Here is a 20,551-nt window from a genome sequence, read left to right on the forward strand (position 1 = left end):
CAAACCGGATTCTATTTTGGGAAAGGATCATGCGCTAAATCAACAGGGCTACGGCGCCGTTTGCCGTCCGAAAGGATGCGCTGTGCTGTAGTGCCGTTCGATGCTGCACTCGAGGGGGCACATGGCAAAGGCTGACACGGTCAACAAGCGAGCGGCGCTCAAAACACGGCGGCCGCCGGTCGGGGCTTCGCCGGGCACGCTGATCGCCGACCCGGCGGCGCGCCGCTCCGAGCTCAGGCTGACTTTGATCTCGCCTGAAAAGTTCAAGACGATCGACAATGCCAGCATCGACGACGTCAACACCCATTGCCACAATTGGCCGATCATCTGGCTCGACTGCACAGGCCTCGCCAACATCCAGCTGATCGAGGAGATCGGCCGGATCTTCAACCTGCATCCGCTGGCGCTGGAAGATGTCGTCAACACCGGTCAGCGGCCCAAGGTGGATTTCTTCGAGGACCATGCCTTTGTCGTCGTCAGGATGATCGACGACGTCACCGCGCACCGTTACGAACAGATCGCCGTCTTCTTCGGCAAGAACTTCGTCGTCACCTTCCAGGAGCGCGAAGGCGACCCGTTCGATCCCGTGCGCAAGCGGATCGCAAGCTCGGTGCCCAACCGCTTGCGCTCGCGCGGCGCCGACTATCTCGCCTATGCTCTGATCGACGCTATCGTCGACAGCTATTTCCCGCCGATCGAGGCTGCTGGCGAATTGGTCGACAGCATCGAGGACCAGATGCTGAACCAGGCGCACAAGCACCAGATGCGGCAACTTCACGAATTGCGGCGCGACGCCAATGTGCTGAAGGGCGTGCTTTGGCCGATGCGCGACGCGCTGGCGACCATGATCCGCAACGACGTCTCTTATGTGAAGGCCGAAACCAAATTATTCCTGAACGACACGCTGGATCATTCGCTGCGATTGATCGAACTGGTCGAAACCCAGCGCGATATGCTGACCGGCCTGATCGAGATGCACCTGTCGCTCAGCCAGGCGCGCACCAACGACGTCATCAGCTATTTGACCATCGTCTCGGTGATCTTCATGCCGCTCACCTTTCTCGTCGGCGTATGGGGCATGAATTTCGACCCCGACACCTCGCCGTGGAATATGCCGGAGCTGAAAGCCTATTACGGCTATCCCCTGTCGCTCGTCTTCATGGCGATTGTTGCGGTCGGGCTCTACGCATACTTCAAATGGAAGAAATGGCTCTGACTAGGCGGAAGTGCCCGTTTATGCAGCAAAAAGCCGGCTTGTGAATTGGGCTGGCCTTTTTGTCGGAATTGCACTATATGCGCCGCAGCTTCGCGCTTTGACGCGTTGCTTGCACCGGCCCCTGCTGGACGACATCCCGGCTGAGGGCGTCCCGTTTCCTCAAACAGACAAGGAAAAACACGATGTCGATTACTGCCGAACGCAAGAAGGAATTGATGGGCGAATTCGCAACCGCCAAGGGCGATACCGGGTCTCCGGAAGTCCAGGTGGCCATCCTTTCCGAGCGCATCAAGAACCTGACCGACCATTTCAAGGACCACAAGAAGGATAACCATTCCCGCCGTGGTCTGCTCGCTCTCGTTTCCCAGCGCCGCAGCCTGCTTGATTATCTCAAGCGCAAGGACGACGCGCGCTATCAGACGCTGATCGAGAAGCTCGGTCTGCGCCGTTGACGAATTGACCGGCGGGTTCTTTCGAGAGCCCGCCGGTCGCGCATTGGAGCATCGGATCATCCAAGGCTCCAATGAAGAAAGCAGAGCGCCGCGCACCGGTTTGGATGCGCAAAGGACGCTCTGAAGTTTTAGATTTGCGCAGGATACTTTCCGAAAACCTGGTTTTCGGGTTCACGCGCAAGGCCAGTCGGATCGATTGGCCAACCCGGTTTCGAAACAGCAGAGGGCCACTCGAAACCGCCCATGGACGGTCATGGGGCAGGATTGCAGGACGCTCGTGCGGCAAATGCGCCGAATAGCCGAGCTTCCCGTTGTCTTGCCCGTGGCTGCCCGAGAAAGGAAGCCAAGGGAAAGGGGCATCCGCGCACGCTGAAACGGCGCGGCCCTTTCCGCATACGAAGGACAAGACATGTTCAATTACCACAAAGTGGAAATCGAATGGGGCGGCCGTCCGCTCATTCTCGAAACCGGCAAGATCGCACGTCAGGCTGACGGCGCGGTGCTGGCCACCTATGGCGAAACCAAGGTTCTCGCCACCGTCGTCTCGATGAAAGAGCCGAAGCCCGGCCTCGATTTCTTTCCGCTGACGGTCAACTACCAGGAAAAGACTTACGCCGCCGGCAAAATCCCGGGTGGCTATTTCAAGCGTGAAGGCCGTCCGAGCGAGAAGGAAACGCTCGTTTCCCGCCTGATCGACCGCCCGATCCGCCCGCTCTTCGCCGAAGGCTACAAGAACGACACCCAGATCGTCGTCACCGTCGTCCAGCACGATCTCGAAAATGACCCGGACATCCTGTCGATCGTCGCCACCTCCGCCGCCCTTACCTTGTCCGGCGTGCCGTTCATGGGCCCGGTTGGCGGCGCACGCGTCGGCTACATCAACGGCGAATACGTGCTCAACCCGCATGTCGACGAGATGCAGGAATCGAAGCTCGACCTAGTCGTTGCCGGCACCGCCGACGCCGTGCTGATGGTCGAGTCCGAAGCCAAGGAACTCGGCGAGGATCTGATGCTCGGCGCCGTCATGTTCGGCCACAGGGGCTTCCAGCCGGTGATCGACGCGATCATCAAGCTGGCCGAAGTCGCCGCCAAGGATCCGCGCGACTTCACCGCGCCGGACTATTCCGCACTTGAAGCCGAGATGCTCAAGATCGTCGAAGGCGAGCTTCGCGACGCCTACAAGATCACCGACAAGCAGAAGCGCTATGCCGCCGTCGACGCTGTCAAGGCGAAGGTCAAGGCCGCGTTCGCGCCGGCAGAAGGCGAAGAGGCCAAATACACGTCCGAACAGATCGGCACCGTGTTCAAGGAGCTCCAGGCCAAGGTCGTGCGCTGGAACATCCTCGACACCGGCTCGCGCATCGATGGCCGCGACCTGAAGACGGTCCGCAAGATCGTCTCGGAAGTCGGCGTCCTGCCGCGCACGCACGGCTCGGCGCTGTTCACCCGTGGCGAGACCCAGGCGCTGGTCGTCGCCACGCTCGGCACCGGCGAGGACGAGCAGTATGTCGATTCGCTGACCGGCATGTACAAGGAGAAGTTCCTCCTGCACTACAACTTCCCTCCCTATTCGGTCGGTGAAACCGGCCGCATGGGTTCGCCGGGCCGCCGCGAAATCGGCCATGGCAAGCTCGCCTGGCGCGCCATCCGGCCGATGCTGCCGACCGCCGACCAGTTCCCCTATACGTTGCGCGTCGTTTCGGAGATCACCGAGTCCAACGGCTCGTCCTCGATGGCTACCGTCTGCGGCACCTCGCTGGCTCTGATGGACGCAGGCGTGCCGCTGGCCAAGCCGGTCGCCGGCATTGCGATGGGCCTGATCAAGGAAGGCGAGCGCTTCGCCGTGCTCTCCGACATCCTTGGCGACGAGGACCACCTCGGTGACATGGACTTCAAGGTTGCCGGCACCGCCTATGGCATCACCTCGCTGCAGATGGACATCAAGATCGAGGGCATCACCGAGGAGATCATGAAGATCGCCCTCGACCAGGCCAAGGATGGCCGTCAGCACATTCTCGGCGAAATGGCCCATGCGCTGTCCGGCGCACGTGCCGAGCTCGGCGAGTTCGCGCCGCGCATCGAGGTCATGCACATCCCGACCGACAAGATCCGCGACGTGATCGGCTCGGGCGGCAAGGTCATCCGCGAGATCGTCGAAAAGACCGGCGCCAAGATCAACATCGAGGACGACGGCACGGTCAAGATCGCTTCGGCCAATGCCAAGGAGATCGAGGCGGCGAAGAAGTGGATACACACCATCGTCGCCGAGCCGGAAGTCGGCGAAATCTACGAAGGCACGGTCGTCAAGACCGCCGACTTCGGCGCTTTCGTCAACTTCTTCGGTCCGCGCGACGGCCTCGTCCACATCTCGCAGCTCGCCAATGACCGCGTCGCCAAGACTTCCGATGTGGTCAAGGAAGGCGACAAGGTCTGGGTCAAGCTGATGGGCTTCGACGAGCGCGGCAAGGTCCGCCTGTCGATGAAGGTCGTCGACCAGGCTACCGGCAAGGAAATCGTCCGCGACAAGAAGAGCGAAGGCGAAGAGAACGCCGCCTAAGCGGGGTTGCGTTCCGTCGAACGCATAGAGCAATCGAAGCGGGCGCGCCGGAAGGTCGCGCCCGTTTGCGTTTCAACAACAGCCTTGCAGTTCAAGAGTGGTGAATGTCCGCCGAGCCGCTGAAAACGCTTTTCCATCCGTTCGAGGCCGGTGCTGTTTCCCTGCCACGAAAGGATGAACGCATACTCTTTCTCGGTGCCGAGCCCGGCTTTCGCTTGCCCGAAGGGTTTGATGCCAAGCTTCATCTCGTCCAAGGCTTCAGGCCGCACTTTCGCGCCTTGCAGGCGTCCGGCTTCGCGGTCACGCCGCAGGTCGAAGGCGACGCTTTCGACGCGGCATTTGTGCTCGCTGGCCGCCATCGCGGCCAAAACGAGTTGCGCGTTGCCGAAGCGGTCAAACGCGCAGCACCAAGCGGGTTGATCGTCGTCGCCGGCGGCAAGGACGATGGTATCGCCAGCCTGCGCAAGTATGTCGGCGCCCTTGTGCCGCTCGAAGGCCACCTGCCGAAGCATCACGGCATTGCCTTCTGGTTTCGCCGGCCGGCCGATACCGTTGCCGCCGCAACGCTTCGCGCCGCCAATCCGGACTTGGTCGTCGAGGACCGCTTCCGCACGGCCCCAGGCATGTTTTCGTTCGACAAGATCGATGCGGGATCGAAGCTGCTGGTCGAAAATCTGCCCAACGATCTGCGTGGCAGCGTTGCGGATTTCTGTGCCGGTTGGGGCTATGTCGCCGCCGAAGTCGCCGCCCGCTCACCCGGCATATCGGCGCTTGACCTTTACGAAGCGGATTTCGAGGCGCTGGAGGCGGCGAAGGCCAATGTCGGCAACACAGGCGTGGAGCCACATTTCTTCTGGATAGATCTTTTGAGCGAGCCGGTCGAGCGCCGCTATGACGCGGTCGTCATGAACCCGCCCTTTCACCGCAGCCGAGCGACTGAGCCGGAGATCGGTGCCGGCATGATCCGCGCGGCAGGCAAGGCGCTGAAGCCGGGCGGCCGGCTGTTCATGGTGGCGAACCGTCAGCTTCCCTACGAACCGGTGCTGGCGGCCGCCTTCTCCAGCCATACGGAGCTCGCCCGCGACGGCATGTTCAAGGTCTTCGCGGCGCGGCGCTGAAACGCTGCGGGGCAAGCCGGCGACACGTCGCTCGCGCTATTCCCGCCCGCCGTCGGTCTGCTTCAACTCGTCAAGCGTCGGCATGGACACGATGTGATAGCCGGAATCGACATAGTGGATTTCGCCGGTGACGCCGGAGGACAGATCGGACAGCAAATAGAGCGCGGAACCGCCGACTTCGTCGATGGTCACTGTGCGGCGCAGCGGCGAGTTGCGCTGCTGATAGGAGAACATGTGGCGTGCGTCGGAAATCCCGGCGCCCGCAAGCGTCCGCACCGGTCCAGCCGATATGCCGTTCACCCTGATGCCGCGCGGGCCGTAGTCGTTGGCTAGATAGCGGACGCTGGCCTCCAGCCCGGCCTTGGCGACGCCCATAACGTTGTAATTCGGCATGACGCGGACCGAACCGGCATAGGTCAGCGTGATCATCGAACCGCTATCCTTCATCAACGTGGCGGCGTGACGGGCGACCTCGGTGAAGGAGTAGCAGGAGATCACCATGGTGCGGATGAAGTTGTCGCGGCTGGTGTCGGCGTAGAGGCCTTTCAGCTCGTTCTTGTCGGAAAAGCCGATGGCATGGACGACGAAATCCAGCCCGCCCCACGCCTTGCCCAAAGTCTCGAAGGTGGCAGCGACCGATGCGCTGTCCTCTACGTCGCAAGGCACCACCAGGGATGCGCCCAGTCTCTCGGCGAGCGGCTTGACCCGGCGCCCGAAGGCCTCACCCTGATAGGTGAAGGCGAGGTCTGCGCCATGTTCGGACAGTTTGCGGGCGATACCCCAGGCGATCGAATGATCGTTGGCAACACCCATGACAAGCCCGCGCTTGCCCTTCATCAATCCGTCCATGGTCGGCAAATCCTTATGCGGAATAGCGCTGGAAAATCAGCGTTGCGTTGGTGCCCCCGAAACCGAACGAATTGGACAAAACGGTGTCGATCCTGGCATCGTCGATGCGCTTGCGCACGATCGGCATGCCCTCGAATTCCGGATCGAGGTTGTCAATATGGGCGCTCTCGCCGATGAAGCCGCCTTGCATCATCAGGATCGAGTAGATCGATTCCTGCACGCCGGCCGCACCCAGCGAATGGCCGGTCAGCGATTTGGTCGACGTGATGAAAGGCATCTTCTCGCCGAACACCTCGCGGATGGCGCCCATTTCCTTGGAGTCGCCGACCGGCGTCGAGGTGCCGTGCGTATTGATGTAGTCGACCGGCGAGGACACCGTTGCGAGCGCCTGCTTCATGCAGCGCGCCGCGCCTTCGCCCGACGGCGCCACCATGTCATAGCCGTCCGAGGTCGCGCCATAGCCGACGATCTCGGCATAGATCTTGGCGCCGCGTGCCTTGGCATGCTCGAGCTCTTCAAGAATCAGCACGCCGGCGCCGCCGGCAATGACGAAACCGTCGCGATCGACGTCGTAGGCGCGGGAGGCGACCGATGCCCTGTCGTTGAACTTGGACGACATGGCGCCCATGGCGTCGAACAGGTCCGACATCGTCCAGTCGAGATCCTCATGGCCGCCGGCGAAGACTATGTCCTGCTTGCCCCACTGGATCAACTCGTAGCCATTGCCGATGCAATGCGCAGACGTCGAGCAGGCCGATGATATGGAGTAGTTGACGCCGTGGATCTTGAACCAGGTGGCAAGCGTCGCCGAAGCGGTCGACGACATCGCTTTTGGCACCGCGAATGGCCCGATCCGCTTGGGGCTGCCGTTTTTGATCGTCGTCTCGGCCGCCTCGACGATTGCACGGGTCGACGGTCCGCCGGAGCCCATCACGATGCCGGTGCGCTCGTTGGTGATGTCGGTCTCGTCGAGGCCGGCGTCTGCGATCGCCTGGTCCATTGCGACATGGTTCCAGGCAGCACCCTGCGACAGGAAGCGCATGGCGCGACGGTCGATCATGCCCGATGGATCCAGCGTCGGCGCGCCCCACACCCGGCAACGGAAGCCATGTTCGGCGAAAGAGTCGGAGAAACTGATGCCGGACCTTGCATCGTGCAGCGAGGTCTGCACCTCGTTGGCATTGTTACCGATCGACGACACGATGCCGAGACCTGTGACTACGACCCGTCTCATTCGCAACTCCTTCCAGCGCGGACTCCGAACCTGAAATCAATTTCCGGAACGGAACCATGCGCAAAATTAAAGTGCTACAGCGTCCATCAGACGTCCAAGACGTCGTACTGTAGGGTCTTCGTTCAGACGGCGGCCGGTTGCTTGGACAGACCGACCTTCAGATCCGTTGCCGCGTATATGGGCTCGCCATCTGCCTTCAGCCAGCCATCGGCGATGCCAAGCACAAGCCGACCGCGCATCACTCGCTTGAAGTCGACGCCATACTCCACCTTCTTGACCGAAGGCGTGACCATGCCTTTGAACCTCACCTCACCGGTCGACAGCGCCATCCCCTTGCCGGGTTCACCGAGCCATCCGAGATAGAACCCCGTCAACTGCCACATGGCGTCCAGGCCCAGGCATCCCGGCATGATCGGATTGCCGATGAAATGGCAGGCGAAAAACCACAAATCCGGCCTGATATCGAATTCCGCGCGGATGAAACCCTTGTCGAACGCACCGCCAGTTTCGCTGATCTCGGTGATGCGGTCGAACATCAGCATCGGCGGATAGGGCAGCTGCGCATTTCCCGGTCCGAACAGCTCGCCGCGGGCGCAGGCAAGCAATTCCTCGTAACCGTAGCTGGATTTCGAACCCGCCATCAATCTCGTCCCCGTGATCGTCCCGGGCGATAGGCGCCCTTGTCGGTGGTTTCCTAACACAATCTGTTTCAGGCCGGAAACCGGCGTTTGCGCTTAACCTGCCCGTCTGCCCGGGTCAATGCGCGCTATTGATCGCATTCGGCCGACAGAATATATGTCAGGACACGTCCAGTTTCGGCAGATGCTCTATTTCTGCCATTTTGGACGTGTCTGAGGCGGAACTGTGAGCGCGACGGATAGATGGATCTGGGTTGCCGGAAGGATAATGTCGCTGTGGACAAGCGGGTTCGCGAGGCCGGTCTGAGGCCGACACGCCAGCGCATCGCGCTGGCCGATCTGCTTTTCGCCAAGGGCGACCGCCATCTTTCGGCCGAGGAGTTGCACGAGGAGGCGCTTGCCGCCGGCGTGCCGGTGTCTCTGGCCACCGTCTACAATGCTCTGCACCAGTTCACCCAGGCTGGCCTTTTGCGCATCCTCGCCGTCGAGGGATCGAAGACCTATTTCGACACCAACACCTCCGATCACCATCATTTCTACATCGAGGGCGAAAACAGGATCTTCGATATCGACAGCGGCCCGGTGACGGTTTCCAACCTGCCGGAACCGCCGGAAGGCATGGAGATCGCCAATGTCGATATCGTGGTGAGACTGCGTCCGAAACGCTGCGACTGACCGGCGCCTTATGAAATTCCTGGATTTGACGCTCCGGCTCGAATGGGTTGCCGTCGCGGTGGCGGCTCTTGCCTTCTATGCAATCGCCGGTGTTTCCTGGTGGCTATTTGCAGTGCTCATTCTGGCGCCCGACCTGTCGATGCTGGGTTACATGGCCGGGCCGCGCGTCGGGGCCGTCGCCTACAACGCCATGCACATACTGATTTTGCCCGTTCTGCTGGCGCTTGTCGGCAACGTCTTTGACAATGCAATGGCGACAGCTGTTGCGCTGATCTGGATCGCCCACATCGCCATCGACCGCGCTCTGGGCTATGGCTTGAAGCTGTCGAGCAGTTTCCAGGATACCCATCTCGGCCGCATCGGCCGCTAAACCATCCCCGAACCGAAGATCAGCGAAACAAAATGCCGGATCCGGTGCTTACAGCGCTGGCCCGACCTCCGGTTCGGAAACGTCAGTTCTTGACCTTTTCGCCGGGATAGGCACCCCAGACGAGCGACTGGGCGAGCCAGCCGGTATGGCCGTCGAAGGTCATTTCGCACCATTGGCCATCGCAGGACTTGATTGTGCCCATCACCCCCGGTTCGAGGATCGCGATGACGCCTGCATCTTTTGCCGGGTCGTCGAGGAGGTTGACGCGGGCGTCCTTGCCGCGCTGCCAGGGCGCGACGATCGCCGTGCGGCGGCCCGACAGCAGCGACTGATTGATCCAGCCTTCCGAGCCGTCCGCATCGCGCACGCGGCGCCACGTATCGAACTCCTGGATGATCTCCATCGGCAGGCCTGGCTTCATATACATCCAGTCGACGGAATAATTGACGCCCGGCCCGACGCGCGAGTTGACGCGGCCGGATTTCAGACTGACGAAGCGCGGCAGCGGCAAGCCGCTTGGTCCGAGCGTGACGCTCTGGGCGGGTGCGGCGGCACTTTGCGCCATCACCAGTGGGCTATGGATGAGAGCGCCGAGGAATGCTGCACTGAGGGTCAGGCGGAGCGACGCGAAACCAGACACTTTCGTTCCTTTCGGCGCCGGCCCATCGGCCTTCGCCCCTTTTTCTTTGTCTTCGGCGGAACCGCTTGTTACATGGATGACCAGTACCGCGATCGGCTCTCAGTTTCGCCGTTCTTGGTTAAAGAGGTCTCAACGAGATCGGGTTCGAGGAAACAATGGTAGGCAAGAAGAAGCCCCTCGTCGTCATCACGCGCAAGTTGCCCGACCCAGTCGAGACCCGCATGCGCGAGTTGTTCGACGCCCGCTTGAATGTCGAGGACAGGCCGATGACGCAGCCGGAACTGGTGGCGGCGGTCAAGGAGGCCGACGTGCTGGTGCCGACCGTGACCGACAATATCGACGCGGCGCTGATTGCCCAGGCCGGCGACAACCTCAAGCTGATCGCCAATTTCGGCAATGGCGTCGACAAGATCGACGTTGCGGCAGCGGCCAAGAAAGGGATCACCGTCACCAACACGCCGAACGTGTTGACCGAAGATACGGCCGACATGACCATGGCGCTGATGCTGGCGGTGCCGCGGCGGCTGGCCGAAGGCGCCAACGTGCTGACCGGCGACAAGAAATGGGCGGGCTGGTCGCCGACCTGGATGCTCGGCCGGCGCATCTGGGGCAAACGGCTCGGCATTGTCGGCATGGGTCGCATCGGCACTGCCGTCGCCAGGCGCGCCAAGGCCTTTGGCCTCTCGATCCACTACCACAACCGCCACCGGGTGCTGCCGGCAATCGAAGACGAGTTGGAAGCGACGTATTGGGAAAGCCTCGACCAGATGCTCGCCCGCATGGACATTATCTCGGTCAATTGCCCATCGACACCGGCAACTTTTCATCTGCTGTCGGCACGGCGGCTGGCGCTTCTGCAACCGTCAGCTTACATAGTCAACACCGCGCGCGGTGATATCATCGATGAGGAATCGCTAGTCAAGCTCATCCATGACGGCAAGATCGCCGGCGCCGGCCTCGACGTCTACGAGCACGAGCCGGCGCTGAACAGCAAGCTGCTGAAGCTCGCCCACAAAGGCAAGGTCGTGCTGTTGCCGCATATGGGTTCGGCGACGCTCGAAGGCCGTATCGACATGGGCGAGAAGGTGATCATCAACATCCGCGCCTTCTTCGACGGTCATCGCCCGCCCGACCGCGTGCTGCCGCTGCGGGCGTGACCTGCCATCATGCCGGCATGGTCTTGCCGCGGCAACCACGCGTTCGTCTTTGGATAATGTTGGCTTACGAAAGCACCTTGCGCATAGTGATTGAGGTCGGCCGGTCGTAGCCCTTGTGCGCTGTCTGTTCGGTTTCACGAAAACCGAGGCGGGCAAAGGCTGCGTGATTTCCTATCAGCTCGATCCGGGTCTGGAGCTCGATGGCGGTCCTGTTGTGGCTACGGGCAAGATCTTCGACGGCCTGCATCAGCCGTTTTCCAACGCCTTGTCCCTGAAGAGCCGGCTCGACCGCGAGCTTTCCAATATAGAGGTCGTCTGCGCGCTTCAGGACGAAGACGCAACCGACGATCTCGCTTTGCTTCAGCGCCAGGAATGCTGTCTCCTCGATCGCTTTAGCCCTGATATTTTCGACAGTGAGCCGATGCGCCGAGGACGGCGGGTCAATAACCCCGTCCATGAAGGCGAAGGCGCGCAGGACAAGTGCCAAGACCTCGTCCCAACGGTCGAAATCGGCCGCAAGCTGCACGATGGAAACGTCGGCAGGCAGGCTCACCGGTTGGTTCGCTTGTAGCGGATCGTGTCGAAGCGTGCCGCCAGCGCATCGTAGAGCAGCAGTCGTCCGACCAGCGGCTCGCCAATCCCGGTGATCAGCTTGATCGCTTCCATTGCTTGCAGCGTGCCGATGACCCCGGTCAGCGCGCCGACAATGCCGGCCACCGCGCAGGACGGCACCAGTCCCGGCGGCGGCGCCTCGGGAAAGAGATCGCGGTAGCTTGGGTTCAACGTGCCGTCCGGGCCGGTTTCGAACGGCTTCAGCACGGTGACCGAGCCGTCGAAGCGGCCAACGGCGGCATGCACGAGCGGCCGGCTCTCGGCGGCGCAGGCGTCGGCCACCGCGTAGCGTGTCTCGAAATTGTCGGAGCCGTCAACGACGATGTCATAACGGGCGATGAGAGCAGGGGCGTTGTCCACGGTCAGCCTGAAATTGTGCTCTTCCACGACGACGTTTGGATTGATGCGGATGATCGCCGCTCTGGCGCTGTCGGTTTTCGCTATGCCGACATCGCCCGTGGCGTGGATCACTTGTCGTTGCAGGTTGGAAAGCGAAACGATGTCGTCGTCGACGATACCCAGAGTGCCAATCCCTGCGGCGGCGAGATATTCGAGCACCGGCGCTCCCAATCCGCCGGCGCCGATGACCAGCACCCGCGCCCGCTTCAGCCGCTGCTGGCCGGCGCCGCCGATTTCGGGCAGCACGATATGGCGGGCGTAGCGTTCGAGCTCTTCATCGGTGAGGGCGGCTGTGATCATCGCCGGACCATATAGCGGAGGAGAAAGCTTGTCAGCGCCATGCATGCCGCTCAGAAGTGCGCCATGAACCAAGTTCAAATGGTCGGCCTGACTGTGCCGTGATCGACGGTCAGGAATTGCGCGCGTCCCTTGAGGCTGTCAAACAACGCGGCATCGGTCCCGGTCATGAAGGCCTGGCAGTTCAGTTCCTCCAGGATCGAGAACAAGGCCGCCCGTCGACCGCCGTCGAGATGGGCGGCAATCTCGTCGAGCAGCAGGATCGGCGTCATGCCCGATATTTCGCCGGTTAGCCGCGCATGTGACAAGACAATGCCGACCAGCAGCGCCTTCTGCTCGCCGGTCGAACAGAGCTCGGCCGGCATCGCCTTGGGCCGGTGGCGCACCACGAGGTCGGAACGGTGCGGGCCGTCGAGCGTGCGTCCGGCGGTGCGGTCGCGGTCGCGCCCCTGGGCAAGCGCGCGACGGAACCGTTCCTCTACGTCGACGGCCGGCAAAATACCGATTTCGCCTTCCAGTTCGCCCGAGATGCCGATATCGGCTTGCGGAAACGGTCCGTCGCCGGGCAGCCGGTCGATCATGGCGGCGAGCAGGCGCACCAGTTCGGCACGCGCCGCGGCAATTGCCACGCCAGTCTCGGCCATTTGCATCTCGATCGCATCGAACCAGGCACCGTCGCGCGAACCGTCGGCGAGCAGTCTGTTGCGGCCGCGCATTGCCTTTTCGTAGTCAAGCGCGCGCTGGCCGTGGCTGGGATCGATCGCCAGTACCAGCCGGTCGAGGAAGCGCCGACGATCGGCCGCCGGCCCGGGGAACAGGCCGTCCATGGCCGGTGTCAGCCAGACCACGCGCAGCCATTCCAGCATGTCTTCGGCTGAGCGTGCCGCCGCGCCGTTGATCCGCACCCGCCTGCCGCCTTCGCCGTCGCTGCCCGGTATCCCGGTACCGATCTCGACCTGGCCTTCCGGCCCGTCAAGCCGAGCATGCAGCGCAAAGCCACCGTCGCCGCCTTCGCGCGCCACCTCGGCATAGGGTGCGCGGCGCAGGCCGCGGCCTGGCGTGAGCAGCGAGATCGCTTCAAGCAGATTGGTCTTGCCGGCGCCATTGTCGCCGGAGAAAACCACAGCGCCGGGATCAAGGTCGATTGCCAACGCCGCATAGTTGCGGAAATTCGTAAGTGTGAGCTTACTTATGTAGGTCTGCTGCGGTTTTGCAGATCTGGTCACGACAGCAAGATGGCCCCGTTCGGGCCCTACACCCGCATCGGCATCAGCACGTAGAGCGCGGTCTCGTCGGCCATGTCGTGGATCAGCGTCGGGGAACCGGCATCCGCCAGCATGAACTTCGCCTCCGTGCCGGTCAGTTGCGCGGCAACGTCGAGCAGGTATTTGGCGTTGAAGCCGATTTCGATCGGATCGGACGAATAGTCGGCCGCCAGTTCCTCGGTGGCACTGCCCGAATCCGGGTTGTTGACCGCAAGCGTGACCTGCCCTTCGGCGATCGAAAGTTTCACCGCCCGGCCGCGTTCGGACGAAATGGTCGAAACGCGATCGACGGCAGCCGCGAAACTCTGACGATCGATAATCAGCTTCTTGTCGTTGCCGGTCGGAATGACGCGCTGGTAGTCCGGGAAAGTGCCGTCGATCAGCTTGGAGGTCAAGATGACGCTGCCGATGGTGAAACGGATCTTGGTGTCCGACAGCTCGGTGGTCACTGCAACATCGGGATCGTCGACCAGCTTTTGCAGCTCGCTGACCGTCTTTCGCGGGATGATGACGCCAGGCATGCCCTCAGAGCCTGCCGGCGCATCGATCTCGGCGCGCGCTAGCCGGTGGCCGTCGGTCGCGACCGAGCGCAGCTTCAGCTTGCCGCCGGCCTCGTGCGTGTGCAGATAGATGCCGTTCAGATAATAGCGCGTCTCCTCGGTCGAGATGGCGAACTGGGTCTTTTCGATGAGGCCCTTTAGTCCAACGGAATCGAGCCGGAAAATATGCGAGAACGACCCGGCTGAAAGCTCGGGAAAGTCGGACTGCGGCAGGCATTGCAGGCGGAAGCTCGAGCGCCCCGACGTCACCGTCATGGCGTTGCCGTCTTCGTCGGTCTTCAGCGCCACCTCCGCGCCGTCGGCAAGCTTGCGCACGATGTCGTAGAGCAGATGCGCCGGGACCGTCGTCGCCCCGCCACGTTCGACCTTTGCCGGCGTTGCTTCGGTCACCTCCAGGTCGAGGTCGGTCGCCTTCATTTCAAGGCTGGCCCCCTCGGCGCTGAGCAGCACGTTCGACAGGATCGGAATGGTGTTGCGCCGCTCGACCACGCGGTGAACATGGTTGAGCGACTTCAGGAGATTTGACCGTTCCAGGATAACACGCATGACGAAACAGGCTCGCTTGAATGAATGAACGGGTCTCCGGCAAGCGGCGCCCCGCGAAAGGTCTGAACAGGCTCAGAATCTGCGTAAACTGACAGGAAAAACCCGGCAAACGCAAGCCCGCGCCACCGGTTCGGGCCGGCTGCGCGGGCTTTCTGGGGATAAAAAGGCCGAAGTCCGCGAGCCGGGGTTTTTCGGGCCGTCAGGCCTGGTCGTTGATCAGCCTTCTCAGCAATTCGAGTTCCTGCGCCAGTGTGTTGTCGGCACCGGAAAGATCCTCGATCTTGCGCACCGCATGCAGCACGGTCGTATGGTCACGGCCGCCGAACCGCCGCCCGATCTCCGGCAGCGAGCGCGGCGTCATCACCTTCGACAGATACATGGCGACTTGCCGTGGCTTGACAATGGTGCGTGTGCGCCGGTTGGACAGAAGTTCGGTCTTCGACACGTTGTAGTGGCGCGCGACGATGCGCTGGATGTCCTCGATACGCACCCGCTTGGGCTCGCCCGAACGATAGATGTGGCCGAGGATCTCGTCGATGCGGTCGATGGTGATCTGCGGTTCGAAGGATTGGCGAAACAAAAGCTGGTTGAAGGCACCTTCGAGCTCGCGCCCGCTGCCGGTCACCGTGCGGGCGACGTGGTTGAGGATCTCTTCGGAAATATCGAGCGACGCATCGTCGAGCTTGGCGGTGGCCAGCCTGAGCTTGAGCATACCGATGCGCATGGCGAAATCCGGGGCTGACATTTCCAACGCGACGCCGCCATTGAGGCGCGAGCGGACGCGTGGCTCCAGCGACTCCAATTCCGACGGCGGCCGGTCGGCAGCGACCACCACTTGCTTGGCGCTGTCGAGCAGCATGTTGATCAAATGGCAGAATTCGTGCTGGATCGACTTGCCCTGCAGGAACTGCATGTCGTCGATGATGAGGAGGTCGATGTCGCGCAGCTGTTCTTTCAGCGTCAGTGCGTTGTTGTCACGGATCGCGGTGGCGAACCGCCACATGAAATACTCAGCCGTCAGATAGACGACCCGCGATTTCGGATTCTGCTTCAGCGATTCTGCGGCGATGGCCTGCAACAGATGCGTTTTGCCCAGCCCGACCGTCGCGTGAAGAAAGAGCGGATTGAAACGCACCGCGCTCGACTGCGATTCCGCGACCGCCTTGGCGGCGGCAAAAGCCACTCGGTTCGATGGTCCTTCGATGAAGGAGGTGAAAGTGTAGCGTGGATCGAGCGGCGAACCGAGCACATTGTGCCGGAACTCGGTCTCTGCCGGCATCCCCGGGCGGGGTGCCGGGACCCGTTCGACCCTGCTGGGGCTCGCCGTGCCGGCAGAGAGCGCGGTTTGCGTCTGCCTGGTCATCTTGCGCGCCGGGGCCACTTCTGGCTCGACGCTGTTGCGGCCCTGGCGTGTGGCGGTACGAACGACGATCTCGATCTTGAGGATCTCCGGATCCTCGTGCTTCCACAACTCGGTGATGAGATCGAGATAGTGGCCGTTGATCCATGAACGCAGGAATGCGGTTGGCACCGAGATGCGAACAATGCCCTTGGAGGATTCAGCGACCTTCATGCGCCCGAACCAGCTCGAATAGACCTCGGTTCCCAGACGCGCCTTTAGCTGGGCCTTGACCCGATCGAACTTCTGTTCAGCTTCATTGGAAGCCGCCATGTCGTTCCTTCCGATTAACGTTCCAGGAAATGGGAGGTCGCCTGTAAGCTCCCTTTCGATGCCGCCGCTCTGCATGATCGAGTTCCTTGTCTCTTGTACCTGTTTTCCGCCGGGGATGCGCCTCCTGCATCCATGTTTCCGGCGACCGTGTCTTCGCTGCGACACCATCGCCGCCGCCGGCTGATGAATCGCCTCCTTGTCGGTCCGGCGCCGAAGAGCCGATCCGCTTTGGTCATGTCAGGGCAACAAAATGCCGTCCGGCGAAAAACCGCCGGCGCACCGTCGACCTGCCATGTACAATTACGCCAGTCCCCTACCGTATCGAAAAGACAAACCAACCCCGTCCGCGGAGTTGAATCCGCGCTGTAAACTCTGCCAATTTGAGCTGGCCGGTTTCAGGCTGGTCAAGGGCCAAGGGCCCGTCCCTTCGATGGACAGACATTACCGAAATCGCTGTGGATAGGGCAAGGCCACCCCTAACGGATTTTTAAGGAATCTGACTAGCAAGGGACGTTTCGAACGCCATGCTGCAACAGTTGATTTTGACAAAGCCATTGTGATTCAAACCCTTTTCCGGCGAATATGAAAAAGGCCACACAACGCGAAATTTTCTGAAATAATTCACTTGACAGCCAATTGTCGCCTATCGGCTGCAGCTGATGTGAACAAGCTGTGGATCACCATCGGTAAGCTTCTGAAAAGAAACGGTAATCTGTGACGCTCGGAAATTTTCGTATTGGCGGTTTCGGAGGCTCCGAATATGAGCGGGCATGTATATGCCGGCAAAGCATTTCGAACTTTGAAATGCTCGCGGAGCGCCGTTTTGCGGGCTTTCTTTTAAGTACTTGCCGGCAAACGAAAAAACCCGGCGCGATTGGCCGGGTTTGAAGAAGCGCAGTTCAGGAATGGATATATTAGGCTGACAGCACCTTGACCCGTTGGGCCAGCCGCGACACCTTGCGCGATGCCGTGTTCTTGTGCACCACGCCCTTGGTCGCGGCGCGCATCAATTCCGGCTCGGCCACCTTGAAGGCAGCCTGTGCGGCCGCCTTGTCGCCAGCCGCGAGCGCCTCTTCGACCTGGCGGATGTAGGTCCGGACGCGGGAGCGGCGGTTCTTGTTGATCGCTGCGCGACGGGCGATCTTGCGCGTTGCCTTTTTGGCCGAGGAGGTATTGGCCATGGTGCCTCTCTTCTGATCTGGTGGGCGCTTGCGGGATACCGCAGGGCGCAAAAAACAAACGGGCAGCCACAGGGCCGCCTCGGTTGGTGCGGCTTATAGTTCAGCTTTTCCGGCGCGTCAACGCTGCAGCGCTTTCTTTTTGACCGGCGCCTTCGTCATCTCATCGGTTCGTGAAATTCGGCTTCCGCTTGCCGGTGAAGGCCGCCATGCCTTCCTTCTGGTCATCCAGCGCAAACAGCGAATGAAACAGCCGGCGCTCGAACCGCAGACCCTCGGTGAGCGTCGTCTCATAGGCGCGGTTGATGGCCTCCTTTGCCATCATCACCGACGGCAAGGAAAAACTAGCAATCTTGGCCGCTGCCTTAAGCGCTTCCTCGATCAACTCGCCGGCTGGCACCACGCGCGAGACCAGGCCGGAACGCTCGGCCTCGGCTGCGTCCATCATCCGCCCCGTCAGGCACATATCCATCGCCTTCGACTTGCCGACGAAGCGGGTCAGGCGCTGCGATCCGCCCATGCCAGGCATGACGCCCAGCGTAATCTCGGGTTGGCCAAACTTGGCGGTGTCGGCGGCGATGATGAAATCGCACATCATCGCCAGTTCGCAGCCGCCGCCCAGCGCATAGCCCGCCACCGCCGCGATGATCGGCTTTCGTGCCCGCGTAAATTCTTCCCAGCCGACGAAGAAATCCTGCAGATAGGCATCCACGTAGGAGATCGACTGCATTTCCTTGATATCGGCACCTGCCGCGAAAGCCTTGTCCGAACCAGTGATGACCATGGCGCCGATGTCTGCATTTGCGCCCATGCTGTTCACCGACGCGACCAGTTCCGCCAGCACTTGTGAATTCAGCGCATTGAGCGCCTGCGGCCGGTTCAACGTAATCAGCCCGACCTTGCCGCGGGTTTCGACGATGATGGTTTCGTAGCCCATGCTTTGCTCCTCCTCCTCGCTTCTGGTTCAAGCCTGACAGGTCCGGCAGTGGAAAGTCGAGCGACCGCTTTGCACGATACGCTCGATGTGGCCGCGACAACCAGGCTTGGAGCAGGCTTCCCCCTCGCGATCGTAAACCGCGAAGGAATGCTGGAAGTAGCCCAGCGATCCATCGGTCTGCATATAATCGCGCAACGACGAGCCGCCGGCGGCGATCGCATCGGCGACGACCGAGCGGATTGCTTCGGCCAGGCTTTCGCTCTGCTCTTTGGCTTTCTTGCCGGCTCTCGCGAGGGTGCCCGCTTCGCGCAGCGGCGACAGGCCGGCCCGCCAAAGCGCTTCCGAGACGTAGATATTGCCTAGCCCGGCGATCAGCCGTTGGTCCAGAAGTGCCGCTTTCAGCGGTGACTTGCGACCTTTCAGCAACGAAGCGAGCAGCGCGCCGTCCAGTGCATTGCCCGTAGGCTCGACGCCTAATCCCGCCAGCATCGGATGCATGTCGGGCTCGCCTTCCGAAAACAGCATAAACCCGAAGCGGCGCGGGTCGTTGAAGATCACGCGAGAGCGGACGCCGGCAGGTGATACGATTTCGAAGACGACGTGATCGTGAGCGGTGTTTTTCGAACGTTCGTAGTGGAACGCGCCGGGCGTTGCGCTCTCGTCGGCCGTTTCGATGCGAAACGACCCCGACATGCCGAGATGGCAGATCAGAACCGGGCCGTTGTCCACGTGCATCGTCAGATATTTGGCACGGCGGCCGAGCGCCGCAATCGTCTTGCCGGTCAGCCGCTCCGAAAATCTCTCGGGGAACGGAAACCGCAAGTCCGGCCGGCGTGCCTCGACACCGACAATGCGGGCACCTTCAAGGGCCGGCTGCAGACCGCGCCTGACTGTCTCGACCTCCGGTAGCTCAGGCATGGCCACCTATCGCGGCATGGAAGGAGGTGCCGTGACGGCCGCGCGCCAGCCCGAGATGTTCGGCCACGGTTTCGCCGATGTCGGCAAATGTTGTCCTCAGTCCGACGTCTGCGCCTTTGAAACCCGGCCGTGTCCCGATAACCGGAATACGCTCGCGCGTGTGGTCGGTGCCGCGCCACGTCGGATCGTTGCCGTGATCGGCGGTCAAAATGAGCAGATCGCCTGGCCTCAGCCGTGCGAATGCCTCGGGCAGGCGCCGGTCGAAAGCTTCGAGTGCGGCGGCATACCCCGCAACGTCGCGCCGATGCCCGAACTCGGTGTCGAAGTCGACAAAGTTCGCGAAGACGAGGTCGCCGTCGCGGGCGTCTTCCATGGCACCAAGCGCTTTGTCGAACATCGCCATGTTGCCGGCAGCCTTGCGGACTTCCGAGATCCCCCGATGGGCGAAAATGTCGCCGATCTTGCCGACCGCGATAACCCGGCTGCCGCGCGCCGTCAGCCGGTCGAGCAGCGTCGGTTCCGGCGGCGGTACGGCATAGTCGCGACGATTATGCGTTCGCTCGAACGTAGCGGCGATTTCACCGATAAACGGCCGTGCGATGACGCGGCCGATATTCAGCGGATCGACGAGCCTGCGCACCACTTTGCAGAACTCGTAAAGCCGTTCCAGGCCGAAATGGACCTCATGCGCGGCGATCTGCAGGACGGAGTCGATCGAGGTGTAGCAGATCGGTTTGCTGGTGCGAATATGGTCTTCGCCGAACCGTTCGATGATCTCGGTGCCCGGAGCATGGCAATTGCCGAGGATGCCGGGCACCTTCCCTTCACGCACCATTGCTTCGGTCAACTCGGCCGGAAAGGCGGGAATCGTGTCCGGGAAGTAACCCCAGTCGAAACGGACCGGCAGGCCGGCTATCTCCCAATGGCCCGATGGCGTGTCCTTGCCGCTCGAAACCTCTTGGGCCGCGCCGTGAAAGGCGGCGGCAAGCGGGGCACTGCCGCCATTCTCGAACCTGAAACCCGTCGCCGTTGCCGCGGCCTGGCCGAGGCCGAGCGCGAGCATGTTTGGTACGAGAAGGGGTCCGTCACGCAGGCCTTCGCGATCGGCGCGGCCTTCCGCGCAGGCCCGCGCGATGTGTGCGAACGTGTTGGAGCCGGTGTCGCCATAGCGTTCGGCATCGGCCGCGCCGCCGATGCCGAAAGAGTCAAGGACAAAAAGGAAGGCGCGTGCCATTAAAAGGTTCATCATTGCCTGTGTGTT

20 protein-coding genes are annotated in these 20,551 nt (G+C 61.8%); 7 read left to right on the plus strand and 13 right to left on the minus strand.

The features are described 5' to 3' along the window. Positions 1–121 precede the first annotated feature (121 nt). The 4 genes from corA (at position 122) to NKH23_RS17625 (ending at position 5,343) form a co-directional block, all read left to right on the plus strand. Positions 122–1,216: a magnesium/cobalt transporter CorA gene (gene corA, locus NKH23_RS17610; protein ID WP_352715797.1), complete on the plus strand. Its 1,095-nt coding sequence runs from the start codon at positions 122–124 to the stop codon at positions 1,214–1,216. A gap of 140 nt (positions 1,217–1,356) precedes the next feature. Then, a complete protein-coding gene (gene rpsO / locus NKH23_RS17615) occupies positions 1,357–1,668 on the plus strand; it encodes a 30S ribosomal protein S15 (protein WP_280940423.1) in 312 nt (103 codons plus the stop codon). Between the two features lie 409 nt (positions 1,669–2,077). Continuing rightward, positions 2,078–4,225: a polyribonucleotide nucleotidyltransferase gene (gene pnp / locus NKH23_RS17620; RefSeq protein WP_292654001.1), complete on the plus strand. Its 2,148-nt coding sequence runs from the start codon at positions 2,078–2,080 to the stop codon at positions 4,223–4,225. Between the two features lie 104 nt (positions 4,226–4,329). Then, positions 4,330–5,343: a class I SAM-dependent methyltransferase gene (locus NKH23_RS17625; RefSeq protein WP_352715794.1), complete on the plus strand. Its 1,014-nt coding sequence runs from the start codon at positions 4,330–4,332 to the stop codon at positions 5,341–5,343. A gap of 36 nt (positions 5,344–5,379) precedes the next feature. On the opposite strand, the gene fabI is transcribed toward NKH23_RS17625, so the two are convergent. The 3 genes from fabI to fabA all read right to left on the minus strand — a co-directional run bounded on the left by fabI (position 5,380) and on the right by fabA (position 8,067). Further along, positions 5,380–6,192 (minus strand): enoyl-ACP reductase FabI, encoded by an 813-nt coding sequence (fabI, locus tag NKH23_RS17630; RefSeq protein ID WP_353025645.1) that lies wholly within the window; start codon positions 6,190–6,192, stop codon positions 5,380–5,382. A gap of 13 nt (positions 6,193–6,205) precedes the next feature. Further along, positions 6,206–7,426: a beta-ketoacyl-ACP synthase I gene (gene fabB / locus NKH23_RS17635; protein ID WP_254816276.1), complete on the minus strand. Its 1,221-nt coding sequence runs from the start codon at positions 7,424–7,426 to the stop codon at positions 6,206–6,208. Positions 7,427–7,548: 122 nt separating this feature from the next. Beyond that, the gene (gene fabA / locus NKH23_RS17640) at positions 7,549–8,067 is read right to left on the minus strand and encodes a 3-hydroxyacyl-[acyl-carrier-protein] dehydratase FabA (RefSeq protein ID WP_352715788.1); all 519 of its coding nucleotides are present in this window, start codon (positions 8,065–8,067) and stop codon (positions 7,549–7,551) included. A 240-nt stretch (positions 8,068–8,307) separates the two neighbouring features. Here fabA and irrA point away from each other — a divergent pair, with 240 nt between their 5' ends. After that, positions 8,308–8,739 (plus strand): iron response transcriptional regulator IrrA, encoded by a 432-nt coding sequence (gene irrA / locus NKH23_RS17645; protein WP_023676913.1) that lies wholly within the window; start codon positions 8,308–8,310, stop codon positions 8,737–8,739. Positions 8,740–8,749: 10 nt separating this feature from the next. After that, complete coding sequence (locus NKH23_RS17650; RefSeq protein ID WP_352715784.1) at positions 8,750–9,109, plus strand: DUF4260 domain-containing protein; 360 nt, start codon at positions 8,750–8,752, stop codon at positions 9,107–9,109. 82 nt (positions 9,110–9,191) lie between these two features. On the opposite strand, the gene NKH23_RS17655 is transcribed toward NKH23_RS17650, so the two are convergent. Further along, positions 9,192–9,749 (minus strand): SH3 domain-containing protein, encoded by a 558-nt coding sequence (locus tag NKH23_RS17655; protein ID WP_023676915.1) that lies wholly within the window; start codon positions 9,747–9,749, stop codon positions 9,192–9,194. Between the two features lie 155 nt (positions 9,750–9,904). Here NKH23_RS17655 and NKH23_RS17660 point away from each other — a divergent pair, with 155 nt between their 5' ends. Further along, positions 9,905–10,906, plus strand: coding sequence for a 2-hydroxyacid dehydrogenase (locus NKH23_RS17660; protein ID WP_292654007.1), 1,002 nt, complete (start codon positions 9,905–9,907; stop codon positions 10,904–10,906). Positions 10,907–10,970: 64 nt separating this feature from the next. Here NKH23_RS17660 and NKH23_RS17665 read toward each other — a convergent pair whose 3' ends face one another. The 9 genes from NKH23_RS17665 to NKH23_RS17705 all read right to left on the minus strand — a co-directional run bounded on the left by NKH23_RS17665 (position 10,971) and on the right by NKH23_RS17705 (position 20,524). Further along, a complete protein-coding gene (locus NKH23_RS17665) occupies positions 10,971–11,459 on the minus strand; it encodes a GNAT family N-acetyltransferase (protein ID WP_352715782.1) in 489 nt (162 codons plus the stop codon). After that, positions 11,456–12,217 (minus strand): molybdopterin-synthase adenylyltransferase MoeB, encoded by a 762-nt coding sequence (locus tag NKH23_RS17670; RefSeq protein ID WP_352715781.1) that lies wholly within the window; start codon positions 12,215–12,217, stop codon positions 11,456–11,458. Before NKH23_RS17670 ends, NKH23_RS17665 begins: the two co-directional genes overlap by 4 nt. A gap of 74 nt (positions 12,218–12,291) precedes the next feature. Beyond that, a complete protein-coding gene (gene recF / locus NKH23_RS17675; RefSeq protein ID WP_352715778.1) occupies positions 12,292–13,440 on the minus strand; it encodes a DNA replication/repair protein RecF in 1,149 nt (382 codons plus the stop codon). 26 nt (positions 13,441–13,466) lie between these two features. Further along, positions 13,467–14,585 carry a DNA polymerase III subunit beta gene (gene dnaN, locus NKH23_RS17680; RefSeq protein WP_023676920.1) on the minus strand — a complete coding sequence of 373 codons (1,119 nt, stop codon included), beginning with the start codon at positions 14,583–14,585 and terminating at the stop codon, positions 13,467–13,469. A gap of 199 nt (positions 14,586–14,784) precedes the next feature. Next, positions 14,785–16,332, minus strand: a complete 1,548-nt coding sequence (dnaA, locus tag NKH23_RS17685; protein ID WP_376702025.1) for a chromosomal replication initiator protein DnaA — start codon at positions 16,330–16,332, stop codon at positions 14,785–14,787. 839 nt (positions 16,333–17,171) lie between these two features. Then, positions 17,172–17,438 (minus strand): 30S ribosomal protein S20, encoded by a 267-nt coding sequence (gene rpsT / locus NKH23_RS17690; protein ID WP_023676922.1) that lies wholly within the window; start codon positions 17,436–17,438, stop codon positions 17,172–17,174. A 160-nt stretch (positions 17,439–17,598) separates the two neighbouring features. Continuing rightward, on the minus strand, positions 17,599–18,372 hold the full coding sequence (locus tag NKH23_RS17695; RefSeq protein ID WP_352914324.1) for an enoyl-CoA hydratase: 774 nt from the start codon (positions 18,370–18,372) through the stop codon (positions 17,599–17,601). A 27-nt stretch (positions 18,373–18,399) separates the two neighbouring features. Then, complete coding sequence (gene mutM, locus NKH23_RS17700; RefSeq protein WP_352914322.1) at positions 18,400–19,290, minus strand: bifunctional DNA-formamidopyrimidine glycosylase/DNA-(apurinic or apyrimidinic site) lyase; 891 nt, start codon at positions 19,288–19,290, stop codon at positions 18,400–18,402. Beyond that, positions 19,283–20,524 carry a phosphopentomutase gene (locus tag NKH23_RS17705; RefSeq protein ID WP_352978687.1) on the minus strand — a complete coding sequence of 414 codons (1,242 nt, stop codon included), beginning with the start codon at positions 20,522–20,524 and terminating at the stop codon, positions 19,283–19,285. The genes mutM and NKH23_RS17705 overlap by 8 nt, the downstream gene beginning before the upstream one ends. Positions 20,525–20,551 lie beyond the last annotated feature (27 nt).

Origin of the sequence: Mesorhizobium sp. M1328 (genome assembly GCF_040318075.1) — a bacterium.
In the GTDB taxonomy this organism is placed as follows: domain Bacteria; phylum Pseudomonadota; class Alphaproteobacteria; order Rhizobiales; family Rhizobiaceae; genus Mesorhizobium.